Origin of the sequence: Variovorax rhizosphaerae (genome assembly GCF_037889975.1) — a bacterium.
GTDB lineage: Bacteria > Pseudomonadota > Gammaproteobacteria > Burkholderiales > Burkholderiaceae_C > Variovorax > Variovorax rhizosphaerae.
This window is the reverse complement of record NZ_JBBKZT010000015.1, coordinates 81,697-96,462: the sequence shown is the minus strand read 5'-3', so window position 1 is coordinate 96,462 and position 14,766 is coordinate 81,697. Positions and strand designations below refer to the sequence as shown.

General features: G+C 61.5%; 14 protein-coding genes. 6 read left to right on the top strand and 8 right to left on the bottom strand.

The genetic code is table 11. The features are described 5' to 3' along the window. Positions 1–126 precede the first annotated feature (126 nt). Positions 127–429 (top strand): hypothetical protein, encoded by a 303-nt coding sequence (locus WKW82_RS27775; RefSeq protein ID WP_340345818.1) that lies wholly within the window; start codon positions 127–129, stop codon positions 427–429. Between the two features lie 145 nt (positions 430–574). On the opposite strand, the gene WKW82_RS27770 is transcribed toward WKW82_RS27775, so the two are convergent. Beyond that, a complete protein-coding gene (locus WKW82_RS27770; protein WP_340345816.1) occupies positions 575–838 on the bottom strand; it encodes a hypothetical protein in 264 nt (87 codons plus the stop codon). Positions 839–1,276: 438 nt separating this feature from the next. Here WKW82_RS27770 and WKW82_RS27765 point away from each other — a divergent pair, with 438 nt between their 5' ends. The 3 genes from WKW82_RS27765 to WKW82_RS27755 all read left to right on the top strand — a co-directional run bounded on the left by WKW82_RS27765 (position 1,277) and on the right by WKW82_RS27755 (position 2,202). Next, positions 1,277–1,429 carry a hypothetical protein gene (locus WKW82_RS27765; protein ID WP_340345815.1) on the top strand — a complete coding sequence of 51 codons (153 nt, stop codon included), beginning with the start codon at positions 1,277–1,279 and terminating at the stop codon, positions 1,427–1,429. 321 nt (positions 1,430–1,750) lie between these two features. After that, positions 1,751–1,915, top strand: coding sequence for a hypothetical protein (locus WKW82_RS27760; RefSeq protein ID WP_340345813.1), 165 nt, complete (start codon positions 1,751–1,753; stop codon positions 1,913–1,915). After that, positions 1,912–2,202, top strand: a complete 291-nt coding sequence (locus tag WKW82_RS27755; RefSeq protein ID WP_340345812.1) for a hypothetical protein — start codon at positions 1,912–1,914, stop codon at positions 2,200–2,202. Before WKW82_RS27760 ends, WKW82_RS27755 begins: the two co-directional genes overlap by 4 nt. A 175-nt stretch (positions 2,203–2,377) precedes the next feature. Here the strand turns inward: WKW82_RS27755 and WKW82_RS27750 are convergent, their stop codons facing one another. From WKW82_RS27750 to WKW82_RS27730, 5 genes are all read right to left on the bottom strand, one after another. Continuing rightward, positions 2,378–2,614, bottom strand: a complete 237-nt coding sequence (locus WKW82_RS27750) for a hypothetical protein (protein ID WP_340345811.1) — start codon at positions 2,612–2,614, stop codon at positions 2,378–2,380. A gap of 251 nt (positions 2,615–2,865) precedes the next feature. Continuing rightward, the gene (locus WKW82_RS27745; RefSeq protein WP_340345810.1) at positions 2,866–3,639 is read right to left on the bottom strand and encodes a lysozyme inhibitor LprI family protein; all 774 of its coding nucleotides are present in this window, start codon (positions 3,637–3,639) and stop codon (positions 2,866–2,868) included. A gap of 480 nt (positions 3,640–4,119) precedes the next feature. Then, entirely contained in the window at positions 4,120–7,305 is a 3,186-nt protein-coding gene (locus tag WKW82_RS27740) for a type I restriction endonuclease subunit R (protein WP_340345809.1), read from the bottom strand. An 8-nt stretch (positions 7,306–7,313) separates the two neighbouring features. Further along, positions 7,314–8,573, bottom strand: a complete 1,260-nt coding sequence (locus tag WKW82_RS27735) for a restriction endonuclease subunit S (protein WP_340345807.1) — start codon at positions 8,571–8,573, stop codon at positions 7,314–7,316. Continuing rightward, on the bottom strand, positions 8,563–10,116 hold the full coding sequence (locus tag WKW82_RS27730) for a class I SAM-dependent DNA methyltransferase (protein ID WP_340345806.1): 1,554 nt from the start codon (positions 10,114–10,116) through the stop codon (positions 8,563–8,565). Before WKW82_RS27730 ends, WKW82_RS27735 begins: the two co-directional genes overlap by 11 nt. Before the next feature lie 354 nt (positions 10,117–10,470). On the opposite strand from WKW82_RS27730, the gene WKW82_RS27725 reads away from it, so the two are divergent. Further along, positions 10,471–11,544, top strand: coding sequence for a J domain-containing protein (locus tag WKW82_RS27725; RefSeq protein ID WP_340345804.1), 1,074 nt, complete (start codon positions 10,471–10,473; stop codon positions 11,542–11,544). A gap of 58 nt (positions 11,545–11,602) precedes the next feature. On the opposite strand, the gene WKW82_RS27720 is transcribed toward WKW82_RS27725, so the two are convergent. Next, positions 11,603–12,658 (bottom strand): ADP-ribosylglycohydrolase family protein, encoded by a 1,056-nt coding sequence (locus WKW82_RS27720; protein WP_340345802.1) that lies wholly within the window; start codon positions 12,656–12,658, stop codon positions 11,603–11,605. Between the two features lie 51 nt (positions 12,659–12,709). On the opposite strand from WKW82_RS27720, the gene WKW82_RS27715 reads away from it, so the two are divergent. Continuing rightward, positions 12,710–13,777 (top strand): tetratricopeptide repeat protein, encoded by a 1,068-nt coding sequence (locus tag WKW82_RS27715; protein WP_340345801.1) that lies wholly within the window; start codon positions 12,710–12,712, stop codon positions 13,775–13,777. A 457-nt stretch (positions 13,778–14,234) separates the two neighbouring features. Here WKW82_RS27715 and WKW82_RS27710 read toward each other — a convergent pair whose 3' ends face one another. Further along, positions 14,235–14,585 carry a hypothetical protein gene (locus tag WKW82_RS27710; protein WP_340345800.1) on the bottom strand — a complete coding sequence of 117 codons (351 nt, stop codon included), beginning with the start codon at positions 14,583–14,585 and terminating at the stop codon, positions 14,235–14,237. Between the last annotated feature and the right edge of the window lie 181 nt (positions 14,586–14,766).

The following is a 14,766-nucleotide window of genomic DNA, read 5'->3' as shown; positions in this document are numbered from 1 at the left end:
TCGACGCGGCACCGGTCGAGCCTGAAGACGACGAAGACGAAGACCACGAACCCCCCATAACCACCACCGAAGGAGACTGACCATGCCACGCAAGAAGACTGAAACCCCCGAACCGAAGGAGCCGGCATGAACGTGCTCGGGAAGATCACCGTCGCCGCGCTCCTCTCGGCCAGCGCCTTCGCCGCGAACGCCGACGCCGACGCCGACCGCGCCGCCTTCTGCGCGCGGATCGGCGAAACCGCGACTGCCGTCGCGAAGGCGCGCGACCAAGGCGAGCCGGCTTCGGTCGCAAAGAGGGTCGCCCGGCAGACCCTCGACGGAAAGACTCTTAGCCTCGGCCTCGCGATGGTGGACGCGGTCTATGCGAACGACTGGTCCCCGGCCGAGTCTGGGCGCCAGATCAGGCGCGTCTGCCTCCAGAAGATGTAACGGCGGCCCCATGAAGTTCGACCTCCGCCAACCCTGCTCGGCTTGCCCGTTCCTGATCGGCACGCCTGTGATCCACTTGCCCAGTCGCACGACCTAGATCGCCGAGGCACTCCGGAGCCGGACGTGGGAATGACCAGCCAACGAATCAGTGGCGCGGCGCGCTCTTCGCCGTCTCGCTTGTCGCGACCACCGCCTTGACCATCTTGTCGCTCGCGCCCGCGACCGCCGTGATGATGCCGTCGACCACGCCGTGCGCGAGCGCCTCCGCCTCGCCCGGATCGACGCCCGCCTCGGCGAACGCATCCGCGAGCCGGACATGAATGGCGACAAACGCGCTCGACGAACGCATCGCGATGGAGTCCGCGAGGGCCGGGCGCGAGAGCCGCTTCACGAGATGTGGGGGGAGCATCGCCGTTCTCCGGGAGTTCGTTACCCGGTCGATTGTGGCCCCTCGTCGAAGGCCCTAGAAGGCCCCTAGACGGCCCGCTAGAGGCCGATCTCCCGACCCGGCTCCCCGTACCCCTCGAACCTTGAGCGGGACGCTTTAGCGGCTCGACTTTCTCGGACTTATCTCAAAAAAACGACGGTCGAACCCCCGGTGTGAATCCGTGGAACGGAGTGACGTCTGACGTACGAATCAACGTAGGTAGGAGCGGCCTACTTTCTCGAAAACCGCGTGGTTAGTGGGTTTGCCGTGAGTCTCGAAGGACTCCGGTTCCGCCAAGAATCAAGCATTTACGGGCCCTCGCGGCCCGTTGTGCTTTCTGGCCTACAGATTGGCCTACACCTGTTGTCCTGGTGCCCCGCCATGGACGGTCAAGCCGGGAACTGCAAAATGGACCAAGCCATGAACACCTTCGGCACCGATGACTCCGAGCGACTTGCCGCAGAGGCAGCGGTGCTGAACGCGCAGGCTGCCCGGCTCGAAGCCATGCTCTTGCCGTTGCTGTTTTGCGCGGCTTGCGTGGCGATGGACTTCATCATCGGCTGGACAAGATAGACCCCAGTCGCCTGCCGGCCCTCCCATCGCAATCCGGCCCGCCGATACGTCCACCGCGATATCTACTCAGCAGAAAGCATCAGGACGCGCGCAGCGAGGTCCAGGCCACCACCGCCCTGACCTGCCCTTGCTCGAAGCGCCTGCGTCGATCTGGCACGCCGGCCTCGCGCCGCATGAGCCCGCACCCGCCACCGGGGGGCCATCCGGCGCGCGCTGTCGATTTCTCATCGGGCCTGCTTGAGAAATCGAGCCATTGGGGAAATTCGCGTCCGTGCCACTCACCAGGTGGACGCCGCCGACGCCCGACGCAACAATGCCGGCGTGACCACCCCAAACCGCCCGTGGCCCTTCCATGTCGAGGAGCCCAAGCCCGTGCCGCAGGAGGGCGGGCAGCCTGCGCCTGAGCCCAACCCTGCCGGCGCCCCGCCATCCGATGGCAAGGAGTCCGTGCCCTGCGAGGGCGGCAAGCCCCAGCCCCTGCCATGACCGCCCCTGTCGCCCCTGTCCCTCAGTCCTACCTGCCCATGGCCGAGAAACGCCGGCGCGAGCGGGCCATGATCGACACGCTACAGGACATTGCCGAGGACCCGAACGCCACGGGTGCGGCGCGCGTGCGCGCTGCCAAGGCGGTCCTTGAGCACTTCAAGCCATCGAAGGTCATCGTGCCCAGGCGCGGCGGCAAGGGCTCACGCAGCGCCCTCGCCGAGCGCACGAGCGAGGAGCTGCGCGAGGCGCTGGCGCAGGTGCAGGCGCGCAAGGCGCGGCTTCAGTAGGCGCGGGCAACGCCGTGCCATGCGAGTGCGTCGGATTTCGCAGTGTCTCCTCGAAGCCAAATCGGACACGCAACATTTTTCTTGCGCCAATGCCTGATCTGTGCGGAGTGGCTCCAAGCAACCACCAGGTGCTTTAAAGCCAATCGAGTACTCGCCATCGAGCGAGCTGGCGCCGCTAGGAGGCTTCGTTGCGCTGGCGGTAGCGCGGCTCGGGCCGCGGCGGTGGTTCAGCGTCCATGTTCCAGCGCGCACCGAAGCTCGCCATGTACGCCACGACGCGCTCGATCTCTTCATCGCTGAGCACCTGGAATGCCGCCATGAAGAACGCTCGCGTCGCGCTGATCTCGCGCGGCGACTGACCACCCGTGTGCTTGCGCCACTGCTCGGGCTGCACGGCGAAAAGGCGCGCCATTTCATAGGCCGTGAGACCGAATTGCTCCTTGAGAAGTTGTAGGTCTCTCGGTGTCGGCGCGCGGTAGTCAGTGACCGGCGGCGTGATCCGCATGGGCTTCGTTGGGTCGTCTCTAAAGGCCGTCACCTGGACCTTCTGGCATGGCTGCTGGATTCATCGGTGGTCATCCTCGGAAGCGTCAAGGCTCGTTTCGTTAAAGCTGCACCATGGGATTTTTGTATCGAGCTAGACCTACAGATCGCGATGGCACACTACATGCTCCTGAGAGCGCCAATTCTCAAAGAATAGCTTTCCTCGATACATGCTGCGTCACCGCAAAGGTCTCTACGCCTTCTCCAAGTCCGTTGCTCCGCCCTCAGTTCTTCTGGATTTGACGCCTGTGCCAACGCGCGGCCATACGCACGGGCCAACTCAGAATCTGCCGCGGCGAGCGCCGGCGATGAACAAATCATGGACTCATGTTTGGTCAACTTTCCATCGCATGGAAAGCTTGGAGATGCCTGCGATGGCTCTGAGCGAACAATCGAATCGAGCGGTGCTGCGACCTTTTCTTCGGCAGCACTCCGCTGCGACACCGTTTGCGGAGCAACCTCCGAAGCGACCGGAGCTTTGGCAATCGAGGGCGCGTCTACTTGGGCCGGCGTCGCCACAACCGTTGGTGCAGGTTCCGGCGAAGAGACCGCCGCCGGCTTTGTAGCGTGCGCCCCATCGCTCACAAACCTAGACCATTGCGCCGACGCTTTAGCCCTGCCTTCGTCGCCAATCCACCCAGAGAGCTTGCCATTGTGGGCAAGAAGGAATGCCGCAGCGGTTTGCCCACTTCGCGTGCCAATGCCCTCGATGTAGCAGTCGTAACTGTATTCCCCGTAGCCAGCATCGACCGGGGAAGGTAGTTCCTCAGCCGAATTCCGGGAAGCTTTTCCTGCTTCAAACCGAATTGTTTTGAAGTTGGATATTTTGTTGCACATCCCACCCCCGGCGACGGAGGCCCATTCTTTGACTTGTGTCTCAAGCGTGGACTTCATGCCGCTACTTCCACAAGCGGCGAGACCAAGCGCGAGGCCCGCTGCACCCAGTGATCTTGACCAACGAGTGAACGTCGAAACCATTGGAACCATCCTAGAAATTAATTTGCCAGCATGCCTTGCTGCGCGCCGCACACCTAACCCGAAAAGCTCTTGAGCAGTTGCAGGTCAGTGGACGCGTCTTCTCTTGTATTGGGGATCCGGGCTAGTCCGCATGCTGGCGGTCACGACCAGCTTCCCGTGATCCCTTGGAGGCTGTTACGTGGGCCTATAGGCCGGGGCTGGTGAATTCATCGGTGTACGTCCTTGGAGGGATGAGGGCGCTGCGCTATTGCTGCACCACAGCATGAATTTTACCGACCCTTTCGGTCGCACACGGCAATAGTTGAGCGAAGTACTCCGTGCACTATTTCACGTTAGCTCGCAGAGGGCGCCGTCGTGATTGCCGTCGCGCTTCGTACCGGGGGGCGTTCCGTGTTTCTATGCCCAAGCCTCACCCAGCGCCTTCGCCTGCTGCAGCACCAGGTCAACCGCGCCTTCCTGCTGATCAGGCGGGTACTTGTACTTGCGCAATATCCGTTTGACCATCAGTCTGAGTTTTGCCTGAACGCTCTCACGCGCTGACCAATCGACGGTCATGTTGGCGCGAAGGTTGGCAGCCAGCTCGCTGGCGATCAGCTTCAACGTTTCATCGGTCAGTTCACGCACCGCCGACTCATTGTTGGCGAGCGCGTCGTAGAAACGCACCTCGTCCTCGCTCAGCCCCAGAGCTTCACCACGCCCGGCGGCCTCGCGGAATTTCTTGGCCATCTGGATCAACTCTTCCATCACCTGCGCGGCTTCGATGGATCGGTTTTGATACCGCTGCACGACGTTGGCCAGCATGTCGGAGAACTTCTTTTCCTGCACCACGTTGCTGGCGAACCGGCTTTTGATTTCGCCTTCGAGCAATCGCTCCAGCAGCTCGACGGCGAGGTTGCGCTCGGGCAGGTTCCGCACCTCCGCAAGAAAGGCATCGTCGAGGATGCCGATGTTCGGTTTGTCGAGGCCCACCGCATCGAACACATCGACCACCTGATCGGAGACCACCGCCGAGTTGATGATCTGCCGGATCGCGAGTTCGCGTTCCTCATCGGTGCGACGTTTTTTCGTGATGTCGCGCTTGGTCAGCATCACCTTAACGGCCTGGAAGTAAGCCACTTCCTCGCGGACTGCCTTGGCTTCATCGAGCGTGCAGCACAACGTGAACGCCTTGCTCATAGCGAGGGCCGTGTCCGCGAAACGTTGCTTGCCGTCCTTGATGCCAAGAACATGATCGGCGGCGCCTGCCATCGCCTTATGGCCTCCGGTCATGAAGTTGCTGTAGTCAAATCCGTGCAACATGGCACGCAGCACGTCGAGCTTTTCGGCCAGCACGCTGTAGGCTTCGTGGGCATCGACCGTTGGCCGCCCGCGCCCGTTGCTCGCCGTGTACTCCTTCAATGCCGATTTCAGTTCATTCGCGATACCGATGTAATCGACGACCAGGCCGCCTTGCTTATCGCGGAAGACGCGGTTGACCCGGGCGATGGCCTGCATCAGGTTGTGGCCCTTCATCGGCTTGTCGATGTAAAGGGTATGCACGCAGGGGGCATCGAAGCCCGTCAGCCACATGTCGCGCACGAGCACCATGTGCAAGGGATCGGCGGGGTCCTTAAAACGCTTCTCCAGCCGCTTCTTGACTTGGCCGCTGTAGATGTGCGGGCGCAGCAGCGCCTTGTCGCTGGCCGAGCCGGTCATCACGATCTTGACGGCGCCCTTTTCAGGATCGGTGTCGTGCCAGTCCGGGCGCAACCTGACGATCTCGTCGTAGAGATGAACGCAGATATCGCGGCTCATGCCGACGACCATGGCCTTGCCGGTCTGGGCCTTGCTGCGTTCCTCGAAGTGCGCCACCAGGTCTGCCGCCACGCTGGCGATGCGAGGCTCGGCGCCCACGACCTTTTCGAGTGCCGCCCACCGACTTTTGAGCTTGGCCTGTTCGCTGTCTTCCTCGTCCTCGGCGAGTTCATCGACCTCGGCGTCGATGTCGGCCAACTCGTCCTTCAGCCCCAGCTTGGCGAGCCGCGACTCATAGTAGATCGCAACGGTGGCACCGTCTTCGCGCGCCTGCTGCATGTCGTAGACATGGATGTAGTCCCCGAACACGGCGCGGGTGTCGCGGTCCTCGCTGGAGACCGGGGTGCCAGTGAACGCGACGAAGGTCGCATTGGGCAGTGCATCGCGAAGGTGCTGGGCGTAGCCGACCTGGTATCGCTCGATGGTCGAGGGCGGCGGCGCGAAGGCCACGCCGTGCGTGGCTGGATCACCCGAACCCGTGGACAACACCGTGACTGTCGCAGGCGTGGCGCGCTGCTTGACCGTCTTGAGCTTGGCCTCGAACCCGTATTGCGTGCGGTGCGCTTCGTCGGCCAAGACGACGATGTTGTGCCGATCAGAAAGGACCGGGAATGTGTCCTCGTCCACGCCGGGCATGAACTTCTGGATGGTGGCGAAGACGATGCCCCCGGAAGGTCGGTTGCCAAGCTTTGCGCGAAGGTCTTGCCGCGTCGTTGCCTGCACGGGTTGTTCGCGTAACAGGTCCTGCGCCAACGAGAATACCCCGAACAACTGCCCATCGAGGTCGTTGCGATCCGTGATGACGACGATGGTGGGATTTTCCATTGCGGCTTCCTGCATCACGCGCGCCGCAAAGCACGTCATCGTGATGCTCTTGCCGCTGCCCTGGGTGTGCCAGACGACGCCGCCCTTGCCCTTGGTGGACGCCACACCGTCTGGCCGCGATGCTGCAATCACCTGTGCGATAGCTGCACGCACGGCGTGGAACTGGTGATAGCCAGCGATCTTTTTGACGAGCTTGCCGTCGTCCTCGAAGAGGACGAAGAAACGCAGGTAGTCCAACAGGTAAGCCGGGGCCAGGACGCCTCGCACTAGCGTCTGCAATTCGTTGAACTGGCCCAGTGGGTCGAGGGTGACGCCGTCTATCGTGCGCCACGCCATGAAGCGTTCACGGTCCGCAGAGAGTGAGCCCAGCAGTGCCTCGGTGCCATCGGAAATGACGAGCACCTCGTTGTACTGGAACACGTCTGGCGTCTGTTCCTTGTACGTCTGGATTTGGTCGTATGCCTTCCAGATGTCCGCCTTGAGGTCAGCCGGGTTTTTCAGCTCGATCAGCACGAGTGGCAAGCCGTTGACGAACAGGATGATGTCGGGGCGGCGAGGACGTTGCGGGCCCTGAATTCTGAACTGGTTGACCGCGAGCCACTCGTTGCGTGCGGGCGCGGTCCAGTCGATGAGCTTCACGAAGTCGCCGCGCGTGTCGCCATCCTTTTGGAACTCCACCGGGACGCCCGTGACGAGGAGCTGATGAAAACGTCGGTTGGCCGGCAGAAGCGCCGGGATGCCGAGGTCAAGCACTTGCTTGAGAGCGTCGTCGCGCGCGGCGGGCGGAACGGCGGGATTGAGGTCAGCAATGGAGATGCGAAGGCGCTCCACAAGTACGACCTGACGATAGTCGGGGCGCTCGGGAGACGTGCCGTCAGGCGCTATGTCGGGACCGTAGACGTGGGTGTAGCCCACGTCGGTGAGCCAGCCGAGGGCTTCTTGTTCGAGCTGGTCTTCGGTCATTGGTGTTCCTACTGAAGAAGGGCTTCTGCATCGGGGATGCGCAATTGGCCAGAGATCAGACGGGGGAGCAAGGTGTCTCGGAGCGTGACGAGCGTTCTCACTTCCTGCGAATACCTTTTCCGATAGATCGCCCGTACAAAATCCTCAAACCCCAGCAGCAACTCATGACTGGGAAATGCGATCCTCTTGGTTTCCAACAGAAGCTTGTCGTCCAAGTTTGGAACCGACGTTCCATTGATGTAGTTCCAAATCTCCTTGCTCTCCCGCATGTCGGCCAAGAGGCGATCAACGTATATCGCCATTGCCGAGGTTCGGCATTCGAGGCGCTTCACGAAGTTCGAGAACATGACGGGCTTCTGATAGATGGCTTCAAAGCCGCCCCCTGCCCACAAGGGCCGCCCGCATGGTCCGGCCCCTGAGGATGCCACCAAGACCTCACTCTCTGACAGTCTTCGTTTCTCGATGGCAGCAGGTTTCGCCCAACGTAGGGGTGCATCCTTGGCAAATCCATCCGAGCGCAGTTGTTCAAGATCAACGCCACGTAAACTGATAGCCTGAACTAGGTCTGAGTCGGCGTCGTCCTTGCCCCAAAGTCCCCCAATGGTGACGGAGCACACCTCGCCCAGCGTCTTGATGTGCCAACCCGTCGGCGACGGCCCCCACTCCGTGCTCTCAAAGCTGCCCGGAAATAGCGCCGCCGTCGCTTCATCCATCCCCACGGGTGCGATGCCTTGCTGCTTCGCATATACCGGATCGAAGTCAACGAACCACGATTTGAACAGCGCCTGCGCGATGGCCTCAAGGGTGGCGTTCGTTTCGCGCAAGAGGGTGATGCGGTCATCGAGCGCGCGAAGGAGTTCAACGATGTTGTCCTGCTCTTGCCTGCCCGGAACGAATACCGGAATCGCGTAAATAAAGTTGCGGTTCAAAGATGGCTGCGCACTGCCAGAGTTGAAGGCAGCGAGGTTCAGCGTCTGCAACAGGTAGAACGAGAACAAAGGACTGTTGCCCATGAAGTCGGTGACGTACAAGCATGTGTTGTGCGGCCAAAAGTCAACGTCTGAGTAATGAACTCGGCCAATCGATGCACCGCTCCGTCCGATCACCACCCCGGGGCCTTTTGCTCGTGCCTCACTATGTGTACCGTTCGGACCTGCTGAACCCATGACCGGGACGCTACCGCACATTTGTTCTGACGCGGTCAGGTCGTGGCCTCGTTGAAGGCGCACGAACTCACCAAGCGTGGATTTGGTCCACTCAGAATTCATACCCAATGCCCCCGAGCTTCTGCCGGATCAGTTGGTCTAGTTCAGCCCCCTTGGCCATCTGCTCGCCCAATTTCTCCGTGAGCTTCTGCATCTTTTCGGCGAAATCTTCGTCGTTGTCTTCGACCTCTTCCGCGCCCACGTAGCGACCCGGAGTCAGCACATGCCCGTGCTCGCCGATCTCGGCCAGCGGCACGCTGCGGCAGTACCCGGCCATATCCTCATAGCCACCGGCGCCTGCCTCACCACGCCAAGCCGCCACCGTGGTGCCGATGCGATTGATGACGGCGTCGGTCAACTCACACTGCACTCGGCTGATCATGGTCGCAAGTTTGCGGGCATCAATGAAAAGCACCTCCCCCTTTCGCGCGCGCTTCTCTTTGACAAGGAACCACAGGCAAGCCGGAATCTGCGTGTTGAAGAAGAGTTGGCTCGGCAGCGCGACCATGACTTCGACCACGTCGGCGTCTACCATCGCACTGCGGATTTCGCCCTCGCTGTTCTGACTCGAACTCATTGAGCCATTGGCAAGCACGATGCCCGCCCGGCCCGTGGGCTTCAGGTGGTGCAGCATGTGCTGAAGCCATGCGTAGTTGGCGTTGCCCTGCGGCGGATCGCCATAGTGCCAGCGCGCGTCGCCAGTCAAGCTCGCGTGCCACCAATCGCTGACGTTGAACGGCGGGTTGGCGAGGATGAAGTCGGCCCGCAGGTCAGGGTGCTGGTCGCGCACGAAGGTGTCAGCAGGCTCACGACCCAGGTTGAACTCGATGCCTCGAATCGCGAGGTTCATGGCTGCCAGGCGCCAAGTGGTCGGGTTGGCTTCCTGTCCATAGATCGACACATCACCCAGCTTGCCGCCATGGGCTTCGATGAACTCCTCGCTCTGCACGAACATGCCACCGGATCCACAGCATGGGTCGTAGACCTTGCCGTGATGCGGCGCGAGCACGGCGACCAGTGTCTTGACGATGCTGCGCGGCGTATAGAACTGGCCGCCGCGCTTGCCTTCGGCGCTGGCGAACATGCCGAGAAAATATTCATACACCTCGCCGAGCACGTCGCGGGCCTGCGCGGCGTCCTGGCCGAAGCCAATGGTGGAGACCAGATCAACCAGTTCGCCCAGCTTGCCGTCAGGCAACAGCGCTCGCGCGAAACGCTTGTCCAGGATGCCCTTGAGCTTGGGGTTCTCGACCTCGACAAGCGATAGCGCCTCGTCGATGCGCTTGCCGATGTCGGGCTGTTTCGCGGCGGCCCGGATGCTCTCCCAGCGCGCAGCCTCGGGCACCCAGAAGACGTTGACCTCCTTGTAGTAATCGCGGTCTTCGAGCTCGGCCTCGATCAAATCATCGGTGGCGTCGGGCAGGTGGTAGGGGTCGGTGCTATCGCCGAAGCGGCGCGTGAGTTCGGCCCGACGGGCTGCAAAGGTGTCGGAGATGTACTTGACGAAGATGAGGCCGAGCACCAGGTGCTTGTACTCCGCGGCGTCCATGTTGGCGCGCAGCTTGTCGGCGGTGGCCCAGAGGGTCTTTTTGGTTGTTTCGAGCATGTGAGGAGAGGCTTCAGTGCAACCGATCTTAGCTTTGGCCAGTGAAACAGCAGGTTCCCAAAGGAGGTGCCGCTGGGCTCAGGACCGAGGGACGGGGACTGGGTGGAACTAGTTCACGCATGCATTCCATATCCTCCGGTCTCCCCTCGTGGACGAGACCCGCGCGACTAAAATTGTGCTGAGCCGCAGCGCCTCGCTGCGCACGCCCGATCCACACCTCAGCTTGAGGTGGGCTCGTATCGGCCCGAGCTTCACGCAGCTCCTCGCGCCGACACTCTTCCTGTCTGAGCTGCGTTCTTCGAGCGCATTCTGTCCAGCGAATGATGGAACCGTGCGCTTCCACGCTCGCGAAAAGTGATTCTCAAAGTTCATACCCACTATGACAACCTCAAAGTGGCGCGGAACGCGCCCGCGGAAGTCATTCGCGCCGCCTACCGTGCGCTGAGCCAAAAGCACCACCCCGACAAGAACCCGGGCAGCGCCGAAGCGGCCCGCGTGATGGCCATCTTCAATGCCGCCTACGCTGAGCTATCTGATCCGAACAAACGGGCGGCACATGACGCTTGGATTACTTCACAGGAAAAATTGAATGCTCAAGCCTCTGAGCAGGTGCTAGCCGCGAACGCCGCACGCGCTGCGCGTGGAACCCCGCATTCCAGCGACTTCAATCCCTCTCCTTCACACGCCGCCGGGAAATCAAGCCTCAAACCGTCGCAACCCAATGACCTCACCGCCCTCTACATGCTCGGCGGCTTGGCGTCGTTCATTTTTGTCATGGTGTTGCTGGCGTCGTCATTCCCTACGCAGCCCGAGCAGCACGTAGTGCGTGCGGTCGTAGCAACGCAAGCGCCCGCCACCCCAGTGACACGTCAGTCACCCCAGACGCCACGAGAGGCGTCCCTATCCGCAAGTCCGAAGGTCGCGACCCAGACATTGCCCGTCTCAACTCGCTCGCGAGATCGTGGGCTCGGTGACGGTGAGATTTTCGCAGCCACCGCCAAAGCGGCAGGCGATCCTCGAACGCCGAATGGTCAACGTTGGCCGACATCGGCGGGGTACTTGCCTGGCTTCAGGCAGTTGAACAACAACGGGCTTTCAACGCTGACGATTGACAACAGCCAAATGAACTCGAACGCCTATGTGAAAGTTGTCGATTTGCGCGCCGACGGCAGGAGCAAAGGCAGTGGGAGAGTGCGTCATATCTTCATCCCGGCCTTCGGAAAATTCACCGCGCGCAGCCTCTCTGCCGGCGACTACGACGTTCGCTACAGAGACTTGAGTACGGGAGCAACCTCCAAAACCGAGCCGTTCGCTCTGAAGCAATTTGCCGATGATCGCGGTACTACGTCAAGCAGCGTGACCTTGACGCTCTACAAGGTGCAGTTCGGCAATATGACCTCGCAGGCCATACCAGAGAGCGAGTTCTGAGTGGCGAGGTCGCGACGTCACGTGCGTCTCGGAGGCATAGCCATTTATAGCGCGCGGGTTAGGGTGGGTGCGGGGTGCACGGTGCTTGCGCGAGCAGCTCTTTCACAAACTGGTGCCCGTGCAGCTCGCCCAGCCATCGACCAGGAATTCCGCCGAGCCCGTACAGAGCGCCAGCCAGCCCGCCGGCAATGCAAGCCGTGGTGTCAGTGTCATGGCCCAGAGCGATGGCGCTGCGCACGGCGTCCTCAAACGAGGCCGTCGATTCAATGCAATCGAACGCGGACCACAGCGAGTCGAGCACGAATCCGCTGCCACGACCAGGCGCCCGCCCTGCGAGCAGCGTGCTGAAGACCTGAGCCTCATCAGGCTTGAGGAACGCGGGCAGCGCGGCGCCCGCCCGCTCATACGCGGCGTTGAACGACTGCCCGACGAGCAACTCGCGCGCCACGAGCACGTAGAGGGCGCAGGAGAGCTGCGACCACAGGTGCCCATGGGTGGGTAGCCCCTGCACGCGCGCGAGGCCCACAGCCTCGGCATCCGAGGTCGCCATGAACGCCACAGGCAGCACGCGCATCAGCGCGCCATTGCCGTTGTCGCGCTCTCCCGCAGAGCCGGCATCATTTGCTGCGATGCCGCTCTCGATGCGCCGCAGCGCGAGGCTCGTTTGGATGCCGACATCGAACACGACTCCGTCGGGCGTGTACTTGCCATCGCGGCGCCAGGCGAGCATGCGCTGAGCGAAGTCGTCCACCGAGAAGGGCTTGACGGTGGTGAGGCTGTCGAGGAGCGCGAGCATCAGCGCGCCGTCATCGCTCCAGGTGCCAGGCGGCACGCCGGCATGCGCACGACGAAAGCCCGCCGGTGGCTGCATCTCCAGCAGGTGCTTGGGCGGCAGGTTCTCAGGCTCGTGGAATTCGTAGGGCACGCCCAAGGCGTCGCCGATGAGGGCGCCGTAGAGGGCGCCGTGGATTCGTTCTTGTGGAAATGACATGAGGCTGGCGGGGGCGCTTTGACGCAATCGTACCGTTTTGATCGCCAGGCGCCTTACGTCGCCTAAGCATGCGGAGTTCGTCTGCCGCCGACTGGGAAGTGCCGGGTTGTCGGGCGTGCCCAAGCGCGGGGTGTTGATTCGCTACCATAAAGGCGATAGAGCAAGCTATAGCCCATGACCAGCAACTTCCTCCAAAAAATCGCCGAGTACTTTTGTGTGAGCGACATTCCGGGCGCGACGATTCCGTCAACGAGTCTTAGCAAGATTCTTGAAAGCATGTATCTCGGACAGCCGTTGTCGTCCGTATCCTTGAAATACTTGGCGGGTAAGGACCTCCTCGATCTGCATCGCTTCGCCACGGCCCAGATCAACTACGAAGAGTTCGTTGCCGCCGCGCAGTCTGCGAAGCAAACTCGTGAACGGGTCGCCGTGGAGAAGCAACGAGCCGCTGAGGCTGCGCGCTCGGCTCGGGAAGCGGAATGGGAGGCCGAAAACGGACGACGGCTTGAGGCTGCGAAGGCCGCACGTGAGGCCCTTGAGAACGATCCCAAGTACATCGCCAAGATGAAGAGCAGGGCACTACGTGCCAAGTACGGGATGCACTTCATCGATCAGCGAGCTTATCCCCGGCTTATGGCCATTCTCGAAAAGGTCGATTCTGGCCGTCGTATGGCGGAGGACGACTACATATGGCTAACCACCGTAGCCCAAGAGCATTTCACCGCTGCGCTGGAAAGCGCGTTTCACCAGCTTGAGGCCGAGTTTTTTGCTGAAAAGTTCAAGCGCACAGGCGACCCGTGGAACGCGGTCAATGCCAGCGGCCATTACCGCAGATGCGGCCAATCCGAAGATGCGCTCGAGTTGCTCGATGCCATCGGCGCCCACCCGGTCAAACACCCCAAGCTCCAGTCCGCGGTGTGCACCACGCGCGGTGGCGCGATGCGCGACCTCGGTCGTCTCGACGAAGCGCGTCAACTTGGGGAAGAAGGGCACGAATACCGGCCCGGCGATTTTCGTCCGTGTACTTTGCTTGGCGCCGTGCACATGGAGCTGGGTAACTTCGATGATGCGCGCACCTGGTACGCCAAGGGCGAAGTGCGCGGAGCCACGCAGAAGTCCATCGACTCTGAACTGAAGAGAATTTTCCAGCGGGCTGATAAGGTGAAGCGTGATGCCATCAGGGCATTTCTATTGCGCGAAGACCCACAGAGATTTGCCTGGGTTCTTGCCCGGAAGCAGTGAGCGCGCTGCTGCGCCTCAGTGCACCGTGGTCCTATTCGCTCCTCCGCAGAGGCAGGACGGTACCCCTATAGACCACGATCCGACCTCAGCTCAACCGCGTTGTCCCCGCCATCTCCGTCATCGCCATCGAGCTCCAGGTAGAAGTCTCCAGGCATCTTGATGTCGGTCGCCTGATGGACCGCGGCACGCATGGCTTCCCAGGGCAGCACATTGCCCTTGTCGTGCGCGTCAGCGCGGCGCGAAGCACCGCCAACATGGTGGGCGGCGCGGCCATCAGCTGCGCGTTGGCGTTGGCCACGGCCCAGTGCTGGTCAGGAATGGGCCACGCGCGGGCAACTGTCACCACGCCAACGCCGAGGTCGTGTCAGCGCCCATGTTAACGTAGTCCATCACGCGATGCCAGGGGCCGGGGGTGAAATGGTCACTTGCCTGCACGAAGTCCGCTCCAAAAAGCGGGTCAGCACTTCACCACAAGTTTGAAGGCCTCGCGAATTGGGACCACTACGTTCACTGGGTTATCGGGACAGACGCCAATGTTCTTTGCGTCGTTGACTGTGAGATGCTCGCAGCAACTTTTCTTAGTCATCTCATCCTTGCCGCCCTTGGCCTCACACCGAAGATTGAGCGCGAATCGCTCATCTTGGCTCGCAGGCCTCAGATTCGGGATGGTGCCAGCAACGAAACTTGCCCTGCAAAAGGAATCCAACCCAATTCTTTCCGCAATTTCAATCCAAGGGTTCACCTGCGCATGAGCTGTGGCCATGGGCAGAGCAAGAACGCCCATTGCCAAGATTCGAGAATAGTTCATGTTCATCCTCCAGCGGGCCAGTCTGTGAGGGCATCCACTTCCAGTCAAGGAACAATTACTTCGCGTGCGCCGAGTCGCCGTGCATTGTGGGCTGGGTCGTCGTTGTGTACACATGAGATCTATGACGGAACAGCGCCTGCCTGGAAATCGTGGTGCATCAACTCGCTGAAAGTTGCATGTT

What these genes read in the sequence shown, in the direction of transcription:
- WKW82_RS27775 (WP_340345818.1), top strand. Translation starts at nt 127, where the DNA reads ATGAACGTGCTCGGGAAGATCACCGTCGCCGCGCTCCTCTCGGCCAGC.
- WKW82_RS27770 (WP_340345816.1), bottom strand. Translation starts at nt 838, where the DNA reads ATGCTCCCCCCACATCTCGTGAAGCGGCTCTCGCGCCCGGCCCTCGCG.
- WKW82_RS27765 (WP_340345815.1), top strand. Translation starts at nt 1,277, where the DNA reads ATGAACACCTTCGGCACCGATGACTCCGAGCGACTTGCCGCAGAGGCA.
- WKW82_RS27755 (WP_340345812.1), top strand. Translation starts at nt 1,912, where the DNA reads ATGACCGCCCCTGTCGCCCCTGTCCCTCAGTCCTACCTGCCCATGGCC.
- WKW82_RS27750 (WP_340345811.1), bottom strand. Translation starts at nt 2,614, where the DNA reads ATGGCGCGCCTTTTCGCCGTGCAGCCCGAGCAGTGGCGCAAGCACACG.
- WKW82_RS27745 (WP_340345810.1), bottom strand. Translation starts at nt 3,639, where the DNA reads ATGAAGTCCACGCTTGAGACACAAGTCAAAGAATGGGCCTCCGTCGCC.
- WKW82_RS27740 (WP_340345809.1), bottom strand. Translation starts at nt 7,305, where the DNA reads ATGACCGAAGACCAGCTCGAACAAGAAGCCCTCGGCTGGCTCACCGAC.
- WKW82_RS27735 (WP_340345807.1), bottom strand. Translation starts at nt 8,573, where the DNA reads ATGAATTCTGAGTGGACCAAATCCACGCTTGGTGAGTTCGTGCGCCTT.
- WKW82_RS27730 (WP_340345806.1), bottom strand. Translation starts at nt 10,116, where the DNA reads ATGCTCGAAACAACCAAAAAGACCCTCTGGGCCACCGCCGACAAGCTG.
- WKW82_RS27715 (WP_340345801.1), top strand. Translation starts at nt 12,710, where the DNA reads ATGACCAGCAACTTCCTCCAAAAAATCGCCGAGTACTTTTGTGTGAGC.
- WKW82_RS27710 (WP_340345800.1), bottom strand. Translation starts at nt 14,585, where the DNA reads ATGAACTATTCTCGAATCTTGGCAATGGGCGTTCTTGCTCTGCCCATG.